General features: G+C 51.4%; 15 protein-coding genes. 4 read left to right on the forward strand and 11 right to left on the reverse strand.

Annotation, left to right across the window (positions count from 1 at the left end):
* The 4 genes from S7A_RS20185 to S7A_RS20200 form a co-directional block, all read right to left on the reverse strand.
* Entirely contained in the window at positions 1–1,398 is a 1,398-nt protein-coding gene (locus tag S7A_RS20185; RefSeq protein ID WP_009093231.1) for a DASS family sodium-coupled anion symporter, read from the reverse strand.
* 70 nt (positions 1,399–1,468) lie between these two features.
* A complete protein-coding gene (locus tag S7A_RS20190) occupies positions 1,469–2,167 on the reverse strand; it encodes an RraA family protein (protein WP_009093232.1) in 699 nt (232 codons plus the stop codon).
* 10 nt (positions 2,168–2,177) lie between these two features.
* Complete coding sequence (locus tag S7A_RS20195; RefSeq protein ID WP_009093233.1) at positions 2,178–3,131, reverse strand: hydroxyacid dehydrogenase; 954 nt, start codon at positions 3,129–3,131, stop codon at positions 2,178–2,180.
* Between the two features lie 587 nt (positions 3,132–3,718).
* Positions 3,719–3,928 (reverse strand): hypothetical protein, encoded by a 210-nt coding sequence (locus S7A_RS20200; RefSeq protein ID WP_009093234.1) that lies wholly within the window; start codon positions 3,926–3,928, stop codon positions 3,719–3,721.
* 415 nt (positions 3,929–4,343) lie between these two features.
* Here S7A_RS20200 and S7A_RS20205 point away from each other — a divergent pair, with 415 nt between their 5' ends.
* Positions 4,344–5,255 carry a hypothetical protein gene (locus tag S7A_RS20205; protein WP_009093235.1) on the forward strand — a complete coding sequence of 304 codons (912 nt, stop codon included), beginning with the start codon at positions 4,344–4,346 and terminating at the stop codon, positions 5,253–5,255.
* 2 nt (positions 5,256–5,257) lie between these two features.
* Here S7A_RS20205 and S7A_RS20210 read toward each other — a convergent pair whose 3' ends face one another.
* Complete coding sequence (locus S7A_RS20210; protein ID WP_009093236.1) at positions 5,258–5,497, reverse strand: hypothetical protein; 240 nt, start codon at positions 5,495–5,497, stop codon at positions 5,258–5,260.
* A gap of 231 nt (positions 5,498–5,728) precedes the next feature.
* Here S7A_RS20210 and S7A_RS20215 point away from each other — a divergent pair, with 231 nt between their 5' ends.
* The 3 genes from S7A_RS20215 to S7A_RS20225 all read left to right on the forward strand — a co-directional run bounded on the left by S7A_RS20215 (position 5,729) and on the right by S7A_RS20225 (position 8,285).
* Positions 5,729–6,262 (forward strand): SRPBCC family protein, encoded by a 534-nt coding sequence (locus S7A_RS20215; RefSeq protein WP_009093237.1) that lies wholly within the window; start codon positions 5,729–5,731, stop codon positions 6,260–6,262.
* Positions 6,263–7,429 carry a zinc-dependent alcohol dehydrogenase gene (locus S7A_RS20220; protein WP_009093238.1) on the forward strand — a complete coding sequence of 389 codons (1,167 nt, stop codon included), beginning with the start codon at positions 6,263–6,265 and terminating at the stop codon, positions 7,427–7,429.
* A 310-nt stretch (positions 7,430–7,739) separates the two neighbouring features.
* The gene (locus S7A_RS20225; RefSeq protein ID WP_009093240.1) at positions 7,740–8,285 is read left to right on the forward strand and encodes a chorismate mutase; all 546 of its coding nucleotides are present in this window, start codon (positions 7,740–7,742) and stop codon (positions 8,283–8,285) included.
* 249 nt (positions 8,286–8,534) lie between these two features.
* Here S7A_RS20225 and S7A_RS20230 read toward each other — a convergent pair whose 3' ends face one another.
* The 6 genes from S7A_RS20230 to S7A_RS20255 form a co-directional block, all read right to left on the reverse strand.
* Positions 8,535–9,566 (reverse strand): hydroxyacid dehydrogenase, encoded by a 1,032-nt coding sequence (locus S7A_RS20230; RefSeq protein ID WP_009093241.1) that lies wholly within the window; start codon positions 9,564–9,566, stop codon positions 8,535–8,537.
* Positions 9,567–9,589: 23 nt separating this feature from the next.
* Positions 9,590–11,008 carry a DASS family sodium-coupled anion symporter gene (locus S7A_RS20235; RefSeq protein WP_009093242.1) on the reverse strand — a complete coding sequence of 473 codons (1,419 nt, stop codon included), beginning with the start codon at positions 11,006–11,008 and terminating at the stop codon, positions 9,590–9,592.
* Between the two features lie 26 nt (positions 11,009–11,034).
* Entirely contained in the window at positions 11,035–11,733 is a 699-nt protein-coding gene (locus tag S7A_RS20240) for an RraA family protein (RefSeq protein WP_009093243.1), read from the reverse strand.
* 37 nt (positions 11,734–11,770) lie between these two features.
* Complete coding sequence (locus tag S7A_RS20245) at positions 11,771–12,340, reverse strand: HD domain-containing protein (RefSeq protein WP_009093244.1); 570 nt, start codon at positions 12,338–12,340, stop codon at positions 11,771–11,773.
* A gap of 325 nt (positions 12,341–12,665) precedes the next feature.
* The gene (locus tag S7A_RS20250; protein WP_009093245.1) at positions 12,666–13,613 is read right to left on the reverse strand and encodes a LysR family transcriptional regulator; all 948 of its coding nucleotides are present in this window, start codon (positions 13,611–13,613) and stop codon (positions 12,666–12,668) included.
* Between the two features lie 479 nt (positions 13,614–14,092).
* Positions 14,093–15,097, reverse strand: a complete 1,005-nt coding sequence (locus tag S7A_RS20255; protein ID WP_009093246.1) for a substrate-binding domain-containing protein — start codon at positions 15,095–15,097, stop codon at positions 14,093–14,095.
* Positions 15,098–15,113 lie beyond the last annotated feature (16 nt).

Below are 15,113 nucleotides of genomic sequence, written 5' to 3' on the forward strand. Positions count from 1 at the left end.
TTAACCAATACCGATCATTTTCCAGTAGGGGATCCCTATGAGAAAAAAGACCAGCACGTTGACCAGCACCATAGCGCTACCCAGTAACCAGAAGGTTTTTTGCGGGACATACCCACTTGAGAAGGTGAAGACACCCGCGCCGTTGCCGTAATGGGTCAGGAGTGCGCCATACCCGGCAGAGAAGGCCAGTGACAGTGCGATGTACATCGGGTGGGCCTGCGTGGTCATGCCCAGCGTGAATAACACCGGATAGAAAGAGACCACAAAGGCACTGTTAGAAACGAAGAAGTAACGCACCGCGAGGCTGATAAAAACCAGTACGCCAAGGGCACTGATTTCGGTGAGTTGCGACAGGTCCAGATAGTTTTTGATAACGTCGACCAGAAAGACATAGAAACCGCCTTTGGAGAGCGCGACCGCACAACCGTAAAACGCACCGTACCAGACAAAGGTCTGCCAGGCCGATTTTTCACTGGCTACATCGTTCCAGTTCAGTACGCCGAACAGCAGCAGACAGGCCAGGAATGCCAGCCCCACCGGAATGAAGGGGATCCCCGTTAAAGAGCCGGTCATCCAGCCGAGAATACCCAGCACAAAGAAGACCATCAGCAGTTTCTCTTCACGCTTTACCGGGCCCAGCTCGTGCAATCCCTGAACGGCAATGTCATTGACGTTATCGATGCTCTTCAGTTCAGGCGCATAGAGTTTATAGAGGATCCAGGGGGCCGCCAGCAGCACCAGGCCCGCCGGCAGGATGGCAGCCTTGAACCAGACCATCCAGCTGAGATTCACATTCATGATCTCATTCGCCAGCGAGACGGTAATCGAGTTGGTTGCCATCCCGGTCAGGAACAGGCTGGAGGTGCCCATCGAGACGACATACATCAGAATCGTGAGATAAGCGCCAATCCTGCGACTGCCCTTATCGGGCGTTGATCCCAGTGCTTCGGCGATGTTGCGGAAAATGGGATAGGTGATGCCGCCGGAACGCGACATGTTTGAGCCTGTGGCCGGTGCCAGCACCGTGTCGGTTACCATCATCAGGTAACCCAGTGTCAGCGTATTTTTGCCATAGCGCTGAAGCAGCAGGTAAGCAATACGTTTACCTAAGCCGGTGATCACGAAGGCTTTGCAGATGATAAAGGCACTGATGATAAACCAGACCATCGGGCTGCCAAATCCGGCAAACAGCGGGCCAGGCGCAATGAACAGTGACGCAAAGCCCAGAATAATCAGCATAATCACGGCGTCGGTGAACGGACGCAGAACCAGACCGCACAGCATCGCCAGATAGATGCCGACTAAGTGCCAGGTCTGGGCGGAGAGGCTTTCCGGGGGCGGGATAATCCAGAACAGAACGGGGAAAAAAAGGATGGGTAAGAGCTTCAGATAAAGCATGATGATATTACCTCTGCTTAGCAGCCGCGCACCGGAACGCCGGGACGCGGCTTTTCATTATTTTTTAGAATTAGCGGTAAACGTCGTCGATGAACTCAACGCCTTTTTCATCTAATGATTTTCTGACCCATGCCCGGTTTGCGGTGCCACGCTTCGCTGCGGCAACTTTACCGGCGTCAAAACTGGCGTATTCCGTCGCTTTTTCGAGCAGCGCCGCGGCATCGTTCAGCGGGACGACAATCACCCCGTCCGCATCGCCCACGATCAAATCCCCCGGACACACCGCGACACCGCCGACGGCGATGGGGGTATTGACCTCTCCCGGTCCCTCTTTAAACGGACCGGCGGGATTTGAACCGGTGGCGAAGATGGGGAAATCGAGCACCGAGAGGGCATCAATATCCCGGACAGGCCCATCCAGCACGATGCCGGCAATTTTGCGATCGTAGTGAGCGTAAGCGATCATGATCTCCCCCATCAGCGCACGGGACCGATCGCCTTCGTTAGAGACCACGATGACATCGTTTTCTGTTGCCATATCCAGCGCCGCATGCAGCATCAGATTGTCACCGGCGCGCGCCTTCACGGTAATGGCATAGCCCGCCATGACAGGTCTGGCCGGTGAAGAGATGCGCCTGATGCCGTTACCGAGTACAGCAATCCGGTTCATGGTGTCAGCAATGTTGGCCACAGGCAGCTGCTGATAGGCTTCAAGTAACGCCACGTCAAAAGCGGGACGCTGTGTGAAAATACGGTTACCAATAGACATACGCTTCTCCTTAAAAGCCCGGCACCGGCCAGGATGGTTTTTTGCCCGATAACACTTCATCAATGCCGATGGCGGAATGCAGCGAGGCACGGTCCGTGGCTTCTTTCGTGGCGGCACCAATATGGGGGGCAATTACGACGTTACTCAGTGCAAAAATGGGATCGGCGGGGTCGAACGGCTCTTTCTTCAGGACATCCAGCCCGGCTCCGGCAATCTGAGAGGTCGACAGCGCGTGATACAGCGCTTTTTCATCGACCAGCTTGCCGCGTGCGGTATTGATGAAGTAAGCCTCTGGCTTCATCAGTGAAAACTGCTTTTCACCGACAAAGTCAAAGGTCTCTTCTGACGCCGGGCAGTGCAGCGAAACAAAATCACTCTCCCGGAAAATCCGGTCAAAATCCTGAGTTAACTCAACACCGTCCGGCACCTGAGCAGCTGTTTTGTAGGGGTCAAAAGCAATGACTTTCATGTTGAAGCCATGCAATGCCTTCATGGCTACGCGTGAACCGATATTGCCGACGCCGATAAGGCCCAGGGTTTTCCCGTCCAGCTCTACTTTTGGCGTGCGCAGTTTTGCCCAATAATAATCTTCCAGCATTTTCTCTTCGACGAGACGGAAGTTACGTGAGCAGTGCAGCATGAAGAAAAGCGCCAGTTCAGCCACGGACATACTGTTGGCGACAGGCGCATTAAGAACCGTGACGCCGTGGCGTTTTGCCGCCTCTAAGTCAACGGTGTCATAGCCTGCGCCATGGCGTGCAACCACTTTTAATTTTTTTGCTGCGGCAAATACGCGCTCAGACATTTTTGAAAGTCGAACAATAATTCCGTCACAGTCAGGGATATCGCGAATGATATCCTCCTCTTCCATGCCGGAACCGGTAATGAGTTCGTAGCCACGACTCTCCAGATAGTCCCGCCCTTCCTTCATGATCTCCTGCGGAAGCAGAATTTTATAGCTCATTTAAGGTACTCCCTTGTGGTTTCTTTCCCCGGCTGTTGCAGAGGTCATGCCAGAATGAAAAAGACAGCCAACAGGAAATAAATAAGATCATGAAAAATAATATTTTTTTATTTTAATGTTAGCTGACACGCCGCTTTAAAAGAGTGACAACAGTCTCACCCTGCGCAATGGGAAAATAAGCACATTTCAGAGTGAAAAGAAAAAATTTCAATATGAAATAACCACTACGTTAATAGCTGGTTAATTAAGTTTTCTTGTTTTTTCTGACTGGTTAAAGGAAGGTAGATCAGATTAATGAAGGGATAAATTATAACGCTGTTAATGTTATTTCCAGATCACCGACAACAGGAAAGAAATAAAGATCTCTTTTTGCTGCAATAATGAAAAGGAAAGGTTTTTTTCGTTCCGGGTTGCGCTCAGAGGTGACAGATAAAAATTTTCATTCCGTTCAACTTTTTTGAGCGCTGATGACAGGCGCTTCATTGAAAAATTGGATGGGGCTATTTCTGCCCCACCCATCATTTTTTCAGATACAGATGAACGGTACTGGCTGGCGAGAGCGTGATAACGTCATCAATCAGGTTACGTTAACGCCAGAATGACTTAATATAAGAACGGCTGCTGAGTCTTTTAATAAAATGGTAGGGACAGGTAAAACGCTGCCCGTCCCACTCAAGATTAAACCACTGAAACTCATCATCTTTTATTTTATCTACCAGGCTCATCGCCTGCATCGGCGTCTGAAAAGCATAAGCTTTCATCACGCCCTCTTTGGTGCATAAATCAATATGAACCATGGAACCCCCTGCTGTGTAAAAAAGGCACGCTTTATAATTATGGAATAGCCTTTAAAGCATAATGCAGGATCCGCCCGCCGATTATCTGAATCTGTAATATTTACGTAAAAGATAAAACAAAGTATTTTTTTGGGCAAACCCGCCTTATTGCATCAATTAATTTGACGATGCAGACATAACAGGGCCGGATGTGAATAGACGCCCCTTGTCGCGATTGACGACAGCACAGATAACACGCTCATCCGCGCATTTTTTTGGCCTGCCGTTCCGGCTTCAGATGCGCGCCCGCTCGGGCAGAGCGTCACCGATGCTGTCGGGATGGTCAAAAACAGAGCATATCGTTACACTCTCAGCAGCCTTCTCTGCGAACCGGCACGGCTCAGACGTTCCCTTACGGCAGGCAATAAGGACTCTTATGCTGGATTACATGGTGTCGCTCTACCGTACTGTTCCTGTCTCGTCGGACTGTCTCAGCGCCTGGCTTGCCCGCTGGCTGGCCCGGGAGCAGAGTCGCTGCCACGATCATCACTTTTCCGCCGCGTTTCCCTGGCGTGAAACCGGCCTGCCCCAGCACACCTTTTTGCAGCGGGAACTGACGATAAACGGCCAGCGCTATCTCACCGGACCGCGCTATCTGGGAGGAGACCTGGCTCAGCCCTTCATTGATGTCATCGCACGTGATGGCGCGCTGGATTATGTGGCGGCTGACGCCATCATGCGGGCGTGGCAGGTGCTGAATCCGCTCAGGCTGCGGGTCCTGTTGCCTGTGACTCACGCTGAAATCGGCGTTACTGACCAGCTGCTTTTCCTCAGCGATCCCGCTTCGCTGCCGGAGCCTGTCACAGGCGAACTGTCTCTGGTCACCGCCAGCCGGCGCGATTTTCCCGCCTGTCTCGCGGCGATCCATCATGCCTATCGCGTCAGCAGGCAGACCCTGCCGCATCTCCGCGATCAGTTACAGGCTACCAGCAGGCAGGAGTTACGGGAGGATATCGCTGACGGGCACGTCCGTCTGATTGTCTGGCAGGAGAGGATGGCTGGACTGATTATTTGTGTGCCACGGCAAACGGCGTTTATTGAAGGCTTCCAGATTATGGATGAAGTTATTATCCCTGCCTGTCAGGGCCGGGGGCTTGCCGCGAGCGCGCAGCGGCTTTTGCTGCGGCAGCTTCATCTGCACCATGGCGAGCGCGCGCTGCTGACCGGCACGATTCTGCCAGGCAACCTTCCTTCTTTACGAACGGCCTGCAATGCCGGACGACGCTGCGTGCTGAAGTATCAGTTTTTTACCCCCGCCGATTTACGTACAGGCGGTCTGATCGGCTGAGGTCACCACAAGGCGAGCGCAATCAGCTTATCCTGCAGCCGGTAAACCCGCTGCTTCAGACTCAGGCTCTCTTCAGCACCGATCAGGTTAGCCTCATAAGCCGCATTGATTTTTTCCAGCGCGCTTTTGGTGCTATTTTTCAGTCCTTCATGCCAGTTCGCTTCTGAGCGGCTGGCTGCCTGCTTCTCCAGCTTTCTCACATATTCCGCGACGTTTTTGTTCGCGGAGAACAGGTTACTCACGGCCCTATCTCCCTCTTTTTGCTGCTGTAAATGTCCCTCCTGGCGGCGCCAGGTCTCTCTGTTCCGGCATGCCAGAGTGCGTCTCTGCACTGGCTATCCGGCAGGCATCCTAACCTCTTTCTGAGATTGCAGCTTTGATCTGACTGACGCGGCTTCGCTCGCATAATCCCCCGCACTGTCCTTAACTCAAATCCTGTAATCCCGTTCCACTGAGAACTCCCGGAGGACGCTTTGACAACCACATCTGAGACAACGACCAGTGACAATACCCTCACGCTCCGGCGCTGGATAACGATCGGCCTGCCCGCCACCGAGCTTTTTGCCCTGTGGCTTGAGCCGGATACCCTGCCCCGGATTATGAGCCACTTCGCCAGCGTGACACCGGTGAATAAAAGCGATGCGCACTGGCAGGTTAAAGGGCCTCTCAGCAGGCATTACCGCTGGGAAAGCCGGATTGTTGAAGCGCAGCCGGGCGAAGTCATTGCCTGGCGTTCGCTGGACGGCGCGGACATTCCTAACGAAGGTGAACTGCGTTTTCGCCCCGCGCCGGGTGAATGGGGGACCGAACTGGCCCTGACGCTGCAGTTCACCCCACCGGGCGGGGCACTGGGGAAAAAGGTGACCACGTTATTCGATCTGCTGCCGAAAGAGGTGGCCAGCAAAGCGTTACATCGCTTCAAGAGCCTGGCTGAAACCGGTGAAATTCCCACGCTGGAGGGGCAGCCTGCGGGCCGCCATGCCAGCCGTAAGGATAAGGAGAAATAGATGCGCGCACTCTGCTGGAATGGCGTCAACGATCTCAGCGTTGAAACGGTGGCCGATCCTGGTCTGATTAACCCTCATGATGCCATCATACGGGTCAGGCTTACCACGACCTGCGGCTCCGATCTCCACGTCATTGACGGTCTGATCCCGACGATGCGCGAGGGAGATATCCTGGGCCATGAATTTATGGGCGAGGTCGTCGAGGTCGGCAGCGCGGTGAAAAATATCCGCCGCGGTGACCGGGTGGTCGTACCCTCATTCATCTCCTGCGGCTCCTGCTGGTATTGCCAGCAACAACTCCCCTCCTGCTGTGACAACACACATCCGCAGTGGGAAAAAGGGGAGACGGCGCTGGGCCATCCGACCGGCGGAATTTACGCTTACAGCCATGCCTTTGGCGGCTATGCGGGCTCGCATGCGGAGTATGTCCGCGTCCCCTTTGCCGACAATGACTGCTTTGTCGTTCCCGAAGGTGTCACCGATGAGCAGGCGCTGTTCCTCTCCGATGCGACACCAACCGGCTACATGGGTGCCGATTTCTGCAACATCCATCCGGGTGACACGGTGGTGGTCTGGGGCTGTGGCGGCGTCGGCCTGATGGCTCAGCAGAGTGCCTGGCTGATGGGTGCACATCAGGTCATCGGTATTGATCGCTATCCTGAGCGGCTGGCGATGGCGCGGGACTTTGCAGGCAGCATCGCGCTGGATTACACCTCGGTCGATATCCACGAAGCCCTGCTGGAACTGACCGGCGGCCGCGGCCCGGACAGCTGTATCGATGCGGTCGGCATGGAGGCCAGGGGGGAAGGCTTAAGTCAGGTCTACGACAAGACGAAACAGATGCTGCATCTTGAAACGGATGTGGGTGCCGCCCTGCGTCAGGCACTCTACAGCTGCCGCAAAGGCGGCAACATCGCTATCCTGGGCGTGTATGGCGTGATGGATAAGTTTCCGCTGGGGCTGATGATCAACAAGAGTCTGACCATCCGCACCGCCCAGCAGCACGGGCAACGCTATATGCACAGGCTGCTGGAGCATGTTGCGCAGAATGAACTCAATCCGGCGTTTATGGCGACGCATCGCTTTCCACTGGAAGAAGCGCCGCGCGGCTATGAGATGTTTAAGCATAAAGAAGATGGCTGTGTTCGTGCCGTCTTTGTTCCCTGAGAACAGGATGCCCCTGACCGATCCGGGCGGCTGAGCCGCCCTTTTCTCTTTGTCCCCCGCGCTTACCTCAACGTCAGATTATCCGTTTATGGCAGCCCGTTCCCCCTGAGCAGAGCGGAGGCCGACCGATCAGGATGGCAGGATCATATGAATTTTTTATGAACCTGAAAGCCAAAAAACGATGTTAAATGAATAACCTGCCTGAATGTTGCCGGTACCGCCATTATTCACATTTTGTAAAAATATTAATCACACTACGTTATCGTTTCATGCATAAATTAGTGCCACCTTTCACTCATGGAGCAGGCAAATGACGCAGTTTGTAGCGATTTTTTTCTCTTCACTCTTTATGTGCAGCAACGTTTTCGCCGGGTCGGTCTCTTCCGTCTCACTCGGGGCCATTTCAACCGCCCTGAATGAACGTATGCAGGTCATGAAAGCCGTGGCAGGTTATAAAGCGCAGCATCATTTACCCGTGGAGGATCTGCCCCGGGAGCAGGTGGTACTGGAGAACATGCTGCACAATGCGCAGCAGGAAGGACTTGAGCCGGAATCGGTGGAACCTTTTATTCACGCCCTGATGAATGCCAGTAAAGCCATTCAGTATCGCTATCGGGCTGACTGGCTTTCCACGCCGGATAGCCTGCAGGCTGTTCCGGATCTGGCAGAGACCCGGCAGCAGATACAACGGCTGGATACACAGTTACTGACGGCGATCAGTCAGCGGCTGATGGCAGGCACCCTGGCTGACGCCGACAGAGCCTGGCTGCTCTCGCAGCTCGCGGCCCCCCACCTCAGTGAGGCGGACAAAAACAGCCTCGTGACCTCCCTTTCCCGCATTCAGCGCAGGCATTAGGCGGAGGGCATCACGCAGACCCTGCAGAACGTTCTGCCCCCAAGGGCGAATCTCAGGATGCGTCACCGGTCAAAAGTGAGAACGTTACAGGCAACAGCCCTGTTGTGACTTTTCACTCTGAAGAATAGCGGCAAATGCTGTTCGCGAAAGGATGCGTTTACATCAATGCAGGCATAAGAGCCTGTTGTCCGACAGGCTCTTATGCAGAGTGTTAGCAATGCCAGGATCGATGATCAGTGCAGGAGTGAATTAATAATCAAACATCCCGGCGGGGATTTTATGACTCTCTTTTGTATCAGCGTAAGTTCGCGCAGTCTGGTAATCAATCACTGGGATGGGCCAGGTGGGGGCCTTACCTTCATACATCTCGGCAACCCCCATAGCAGCCATGTAAGAAGCCCGGATGGCGGCTTCAGCCGTATTGCCTCCCACGTGCGGGGTGATGAGCACATTATCCAGTGCCGCCAGAGAGTTATCCGGATGCATCGGCTCATGAGCAATGACATCCAGTCCTGCGCCAGCGATGATGCCATTTTTACAGGCTTCAACCAGATCGTCTTCATTGACCAACCCACCGCGCGCGGTATTGATCAGAAAAGCACCCGGTTTCATCATCGCTAACTTTTCTTTGTTAATCATGTTATGCGTCACTGAGGTATCGGGGGCGTGCAGTGAGACGTAATCACTCTCCGTAAAAATTCTCTCCAGGTCTCTTACGACCTCAACCCCATCGGGAAAATCTTTAGCAGGCTTGTAAGGGTCGTAACAAAGCACGTTCATTTCCATTGCCAGACAACGTTTAGCGGTCCGGCTGCCTATGTTTCCGCACCCGATGATCCCCACGGTTTTGCCGTTTAAGGTTGTCATCGGCGTTTTTAATTTTGCCGCATAGTAGTCGACCGGCAGCATGGCACGAAGTCGGCTGACATTGCGGCTCATATAAAGCATGAGTAACAACGCCGTCTCCGCAACGGATGTACTGTTCGCAACAGGCGCATAGAGGCATTTAACACCAAAGTCCTCAGCAGCCTTCAAATCAACCGCATCAAACCCGGCACCATGCCGGACAAGAACTTTTAAATTCGGTGCTGCCGCCTCAAACACTTTGCGAGACATTTTGGTCACACGAACAATGATGGCATCCGGCTGGTGTAACTGCATGTCTGCAATCACGTCGTCGGTTTCAAAGCCACGCCCGTCAATTAACGTATGCCCCTGCCGTTCAAGCAGAAGTCGTCCATCCTGTTTCAATTCCTGGGGCAAAAGCACTTTCCATCCCATAATAAAACCTCGTTATTTATAGATTACAGTATGCCTATCAATTTCCAGTAGGGAAGACCGACAGTAAAGAGCACTAAAGAAATAAGGATGAGTATTATCGTGCCTTTTGTATACCAGTCCTTTTGGCTGACATAGCCGTTCCCGTATAAATAAATACTTGCCCCGTTTCCGTAATTACAAAGCAGAGCACCGTATGCGCCAAAGAAGACCAGCATTAACGACAGGGCCATCATATTGACCTGGGTCGCTTTGGCTAAGGTCAGCACCACTGGATAAATGGAAACGATATAAGCGGAGTTCGAAACAAAAAAATATTTCACGACCAGACTGAGTAATACCAGAATCACCAGAACCAGAGAGCCGCTAATCGCGTTAAGATTCAGATACAGCTGAAGCTGTGACGCAATCCAGGTATAGAATCCGCCATCATTTAACGCCACGGTCAGACTGTAAAAAGCACCAAACCAGGTAAACATGTTCCAGGCGCCTTTTTCAGCCATCAGGTCATCCCAGTTTAACAATCCAAACACCAGCTCCAGCGCTAACCAGATAAAGGCAACAATATAGAGTCCCATGCCAATCTTATAGCCAATACTCCATCCCAGAATGGCACAGATAAAAAGCACAAACATGATCTTTTCATCCCGCTTCATGGGGCCCATTTCCGCAATCTTTTGCAGAACGATGGGTTTTATATTTCCCAGGTCACGCATTTCGGGAGGGAATAACTTGTAGACCACAATGGGGCTGAGAAAAAGAATCAGTAAACCGGGGACCAGAGCGGCTTTGAACCACAGCGCCCACGTTAACTCAATCCCAACGACATTGTTTATCGTCGATGCAATCACGGCATTGGATGCCATTCCGGTTAAAAACAGCGCCGCTGTTGACATGGTAACGACGTGCTGTAAGAGCTCAAGATATGCGCCCAGTTTTCGGGGATTTTTGTCGGGATGGGAATCCAGCGCTTCCGATAAGCCCCTGAAAATCGGAAATACAATCGCAGACCGTGATGTATTAGATCCCGTTGCCGGGCTCAATATCAGATCGCATATCAGCATGACATAACCCAGGCCAAGCGACGAACGGCCAAAGGAGGTGTTGCCGAATTTAGAAAGTAAAATGTATGCCATACGTTTACCCAGCCCATTTTTCCTAAATGCGCTGCAAGCCAGTAACACGGCCAGGATAAACCAGACGTTCTGTTGTCCCCATCCGTAAAAAAGCGCGTTGGGATCTTTCACGAAAAAAGCCCCAAGCCCTACGATAATCAGGCTGATAATGGGCTCGGAAAACGGTTTCAGAATGAGTCCACACATCAGCGCAAGGCATAAGCCCGCCATATGCCATGTATTAATATCCAGTCCGTCAGGACAGGGTAGCGTCCAGAATAACGCAGGGAAAATAACGACCGGAATAAGCTTTGCTATCTTGCTTTTCATTTTTCGTTCTTCCTGGTTTTATTTTATTACTCATAGTGATTATCAATAATCTCTACATTCTTTCTTTCCATTAAATCGTCTACCCATTGACGATTAACCGTACCGGCTGCGGAATTGACGGCTTTTTCTTTATCTTTCTCAGATAATATTTTTGATTTTTCCAGAACAGAGTAAGCATCGTCCTTCGGAATGACGATGACGCCATCCCTGTCACCCAGAATGATATCGCCAGGATTGACCATGATACCGCCACAGGAAATCGGGACATTAACTTCTCCGGGGCCCTCTTTGTAAGGTCCCGAGGGGGTGGTTCCGGTTGCATAGAGAGGTAATGTTCCCTGAGAGAGAATATCTATGTCTCTGACCGGGCCATCGATAACAATCCCCTCTATTTTTTTGAAGCCCTGTAAATAATTAAACATGATTTCACCCATGATAGCCCGGCTCCGTTCCCCCTCATTGGAAACCACAATGACATCGCCAGGTTGTGAAATATTCATCGCTTTATGGAGCATCATGTTGTCACCCGCTCGGGCTTTGACCGTCAATGCAACCCCGCACATAATTCTGCCGGAGGGGTTCGACATCAGTCTGATTTGCGGGTTCATTCCGCATAATCTCCCCATGCAATCCGCCACATTTGCGGCTGCAATTTTACTGAAAGCTTTAACCAGTTCAGGATCCGGCAATTTTCTCCTGGTGAAAACGCGATTACCCACTGACATGAGCGACTCCTTATTAATATGATCTGTTTCTGACGTTTTATTTTTCAGTAAGACAAATATCTGTTCCGGCATGAACAAAATGGACATCAGCATCCATCATGTCTGCATAGAATAAAATCATCCCCTCAATGCCCTGAGGGATAACTTTGGATTGTCCTGAATGCGCGACGACCAATGCCGTAACTGCTTCCGGAAGTCGGTATTTATGGGTGTAATACCCACTTAAAAAGCCATGCTGATAAAGCTTACCCGTTTGACTTTTTTTACTGGTGCCCGGCCCACCCGCCCCCATCTCCATCTCTTCCAGCTTGCATACGTCATGCAGTACAGCGGAAACAATCAGAATATCGGTGTCAACTTCATACCCGAATTTTTTCTGGATATTCCGGGCAATAAGCAGGACATTGTCCGTGACATTCTCGGTGTGCTTAACCAAAGAAACATCTGGTGCTCTGATCGCAAACTGTGCATCTTCAATGTTCTCCCATGCACTGTTCCGAAATGCCTCAACCCAGATTTCACATGCAGCATCCGCAAGCCTTCTGTTTTTGACTGCTGCTAACTGAGGGAAAAACTCTTTTATCTTTTCAATGGTGATTTCGCGCATTTCCTGCCTCACAAAGTCCTGTCAGATAATAAAGAAGAACCTTCACCCTATCGGAAACCGGGTGAATATGATGACCTTGCGGGCATTCTATTTTTTAATACGCACCAACAGAAACAATATTTTATTTATTTCCGACAAAGAAATGTTGTTTATGCATTATTTAAAGTTAATTTAACTATCCTGCAATAAGGCCTTCGTTAATTACTCTTAAGCCGTCAACTTAAAACGGTGAGATTTGCAATTAACCTCACAGAAATTCCGGAGTCTGGTTCATAATAAAACCGTCAACTCCGTTACTGGAAGGCTTATCACCACGCGGGTTGCGTCAGCGATGCCGTGAAAAAGGTCCGGGCGTACCAAATAGCGCCGTTGTCCGGGAGATGAAGTCACGCGCATAGCGTGATAGATAGCGGTTTTTGTGGTAAATAATGCTCAGCGGACTGAAAACATAGTCATTCTGAAGAAGAACGGGCAGAAACACACCTTCCGGATAGCGTTCCTGTAAGGAGGGTATTCTTATTTCAGTCAGAAAAAAGACACCAAATTCAAACAGGGCAAGCATAACATCGATAGAGTCAACCTCAAATATTCTCCGCGGTTCAAATCCCGCCTCCTCAAAGCATGCGTTAACAATTTTGTGCAGCCGGTAATCCGATTTAAAACAGATAAAGGGAAAGTCTTTGAATTTATCAAGCGTCGTGCCCTGCTGGCATCCTGCGATAAAATTATCCGTGTCACTGCCAAAATGCTCAATCAGCAGATTTTTATTTACGGCAAGATAGAGCCTGTCGTTCATCAATGGGATGGTTTTTAACAGGGGATCATCCCCTTGTTTTATCCCGACAAAAAAATCCAGCTCTCCGGACATCAGCATCTGTTCCATCCTGGCTGATTTTTCGTTTGTCAGGTTTATCGTAATGTTGGGCCATTTTTTAATATAGTCCGGCAGAACCATAGGAAGCCAGTAACTTCCTCTGTAGGGCGTCGCCCCGATATATAACGTGCCAATGTGATGATGTTTAATATCGCTTAATCGCGATGAGATATTGTCACTCTCCATCAGTATCTTTATCGCAGAATCATACAGCGCGCTGCCAGCCTGAGTGAGTTTAATCTGCGGTTTTCTGTGGAAGAGAATCGTATCATAATAATCCTCTAATTTTTTAATGTGTACACTGAGATTTTGCTGAGAGGTTGAAAGATTTTGTGCAGCCCTGGTGAAATTTAAATTTTCAGCCAGCTCAACAAAGTATCGCATGCTGATTAAGTTCATTATGACCCCCTGTAAGCCTGTAACCAGCGCGTTTTACTCGCCTGATTTACGGCAATCTGCGTGTATTGAAATGCTGAAGATAATGATTAAAAATTCAAAGTTGCTAAAAGAGATGATGATTTTATATTTGCAAGTAAATGAGGTTAAACGTCGTTAACTTTTTTGCATCATCTTCTTTGAATTATCGATTGCCATTATATTTTTTCTCGCGCGCTGTGTCCCCCGACAACCTGAGCTGAAGCGATGGTTTTTTTAATACGTGTGAGCGATGGCTCGTTATGCATTACCCGATACCGGCTGTACCCTTATCCGGTGCCGCAGTCTCAGGGTGAATGCACAGTACAATACGCACCTTAAGAGGACGCCGTATCGTTATAACGATACGGCGAAAATGATCTGGCGGGGGGGGCTAAATGACGTTGTATGCTTCAGTGATGCAGAGAACAGCGAACTCAGGCGCTGGATCTGACCCGCATCCGTTAACCGCGCAGCCGCAGTGTGGCCGGCAAGACCAGCTGGCTCTCGGTGGGGTCGTCTCCCCGGATCAGGGTGGTCAGCATGGAGAAACAGGCCTGCGCCAGCGCCGGGACATTCTGCTCTACCGTATCGATCGGAATGGAGAGCGAATCATACAGATAGTGATCGTCAAAACTGGCGATGCGGATATCGCGGGTCAGCAGGTGATGCTCGCTCATGTAGCGCAGCACCCCTTCCAGCAGACCACAGGCGGCGGTGAACATCGCTTTAGGAGGACGTCCCAGCCGGTCACACAAGGCCGAAAACATCTCATAGCCGCTGCCGGGATGGTAGTTACCCTGAATAATCCACTCCGGCTGCAGGGTCACCCCCGCGCGTGCCAGCCCCTGCCGGAATCCCGACAGACGATCCTGAGTGGGCGACAGCGCAGACTGTCCGCCAAGGAAGTAGATCTCTTCCGGACAGGCGCGCGCCAGTTTTTCAACGAGATCGGCGGTAGGGGTGACCGAGTCGGTGATCACCCAGGGAAGCGCGGTGTTGTTCATGTGGCGATCAAACAGCAGTACCGGTAACTGTTCGCTGAGGCTGACATAGTCACTGTCATCCAGCATGCTGGAGGCGACAATCAGCCCATCGACCTGACGGGCAACCAGGTTATTCACGACCACCCTCTCCTGAGCACCATTTTCATCGGTACAGGAGATCAGCAGCTGGAGACCGGCTGCCCGGCAGAGGTTTTCCAGCGCATGCGAAAAGGCCGCGAAACCATGGTTAGTGATCTCCGGCACCACCAGCCCCAGCGTGTGGCTGCGGGCATCATGCAGCATCCGGGCATGGATGCTGGGCTGATAATGGTGTTCACGGGCCAGCGTCAGAACCCGCTCACGCGTCTCCTTTGCCACCCGTAACTCTTCGCCACGGCCGTTAAGCACCAGGCTGGCAGTGGCTTTTGAAACGCCAGCCAGCCCGGCAATGTCACTGATGGTAACGCGTTTGGTTTTTCTCACGGCAGGACACGGTTGA

This window comes from Pantoea sp. Sc1, from assembly GCF_000255315.1.
GTDB classification, from domain to species: Bacteria; Pseudomonadota; Gammaproteobacteria; order Enterobacterales; family Enterobacteriaceae; genus Pantoea; species Pantoea anthophila.

What these genes read in the sequence shown, in the direction of transcription:
- S7A_RS20185 (WP_009093231.1), bottom strand. Translation starts at nt 1,398, where the DNA reads ATGCTTTATCTGAAGCTCTTACCCATCCTTTTTTTCCCCGTTCTGTTC.
- S7A_RS20190 (WP_009093232.1), bottom strand. Translation starts at nt 2,167, where the DNA reads ATGTCTATTGGTAACCGTATTTTCACACAGCGTCCCGCTTTTGACGTG.
- S7A_RS20195 (WP_009093233.1), bottom strand. Translation starts at nt 3,131, where the DNA reads ATGAGCTATAAAATTCTGCTTCCGCAGGAGATCATGAAGGAAGGGCGG.
- S7A_RS20200 (WP_009093234.1), bottom strand. Translation starts at nt 3,928, where the DNA reads ATGGTTCATATTGATTTATGCACCAAAGAGGGCGTGATGAAAGCTTAT.
- S7A_RS20205 (WP_009093235.1), top strand. Translation starts at nt 4,344, where the DNA reads ATGCTGGATTACATGGTGTCGCTCTACCGTACTGTTCCTGTCTCGTCG.
- S7A_RS20220 (WP_009093238.1), top strand. Translation starts at nt 6,263, where the DNA reads ATGCGCGCACTCTGCTGGAATGGCGTCAACGATCTCAGCGTTGAAACG.
- S7A_RS20225 (WP_009093240.1), top strand. Translation starts at nt 7,740, where the DNA reads ATGACGCAGTTTGTAGCGATTTTTTTCTCTTCACTCTTTATGTGCAGC.
- S7A_RS20230 (WP_009093241.1), bottom strand. Translation starts at nt 9,566, where the DNA reads ATGGGATGGAAAGTGCTTTTGCCCCAGGAATTGAAACAGGATGGACGA.
- S7A_RS20235 (WP_009093242.1), bottom strand. Translation starts at nt 11,008, where the DNA reads ATGAAAAGCAAGATAGCAAAGCTTATTCCGGTCGTTATTTTCCCTGCG.
- S7A_RS20240 (WP_009093243.1), bottom strand. Translation starts at nt 11,733, where the DNA reads ATGTCAGTGGGTAATCGCGTTTTCACCAGGAGAAAATTGCCGGATCCT.
- S7A_RS20245 (WP_009093244.1), bottom strand. Translation starts at nt 12,340, where the DNA reads ATGCGCGAAATCACCATTGAAAAGATAAAAGAGTTTTTCCCTCAGTTA.
- S7A_RS20250 (WP_009093245.1), bottom strand. Translation starts at nt 13,613, where the DNA reads ATGAACTTAATCAGCATGCGATACTTTGTTGAGCTGGCTGAAAATTTA.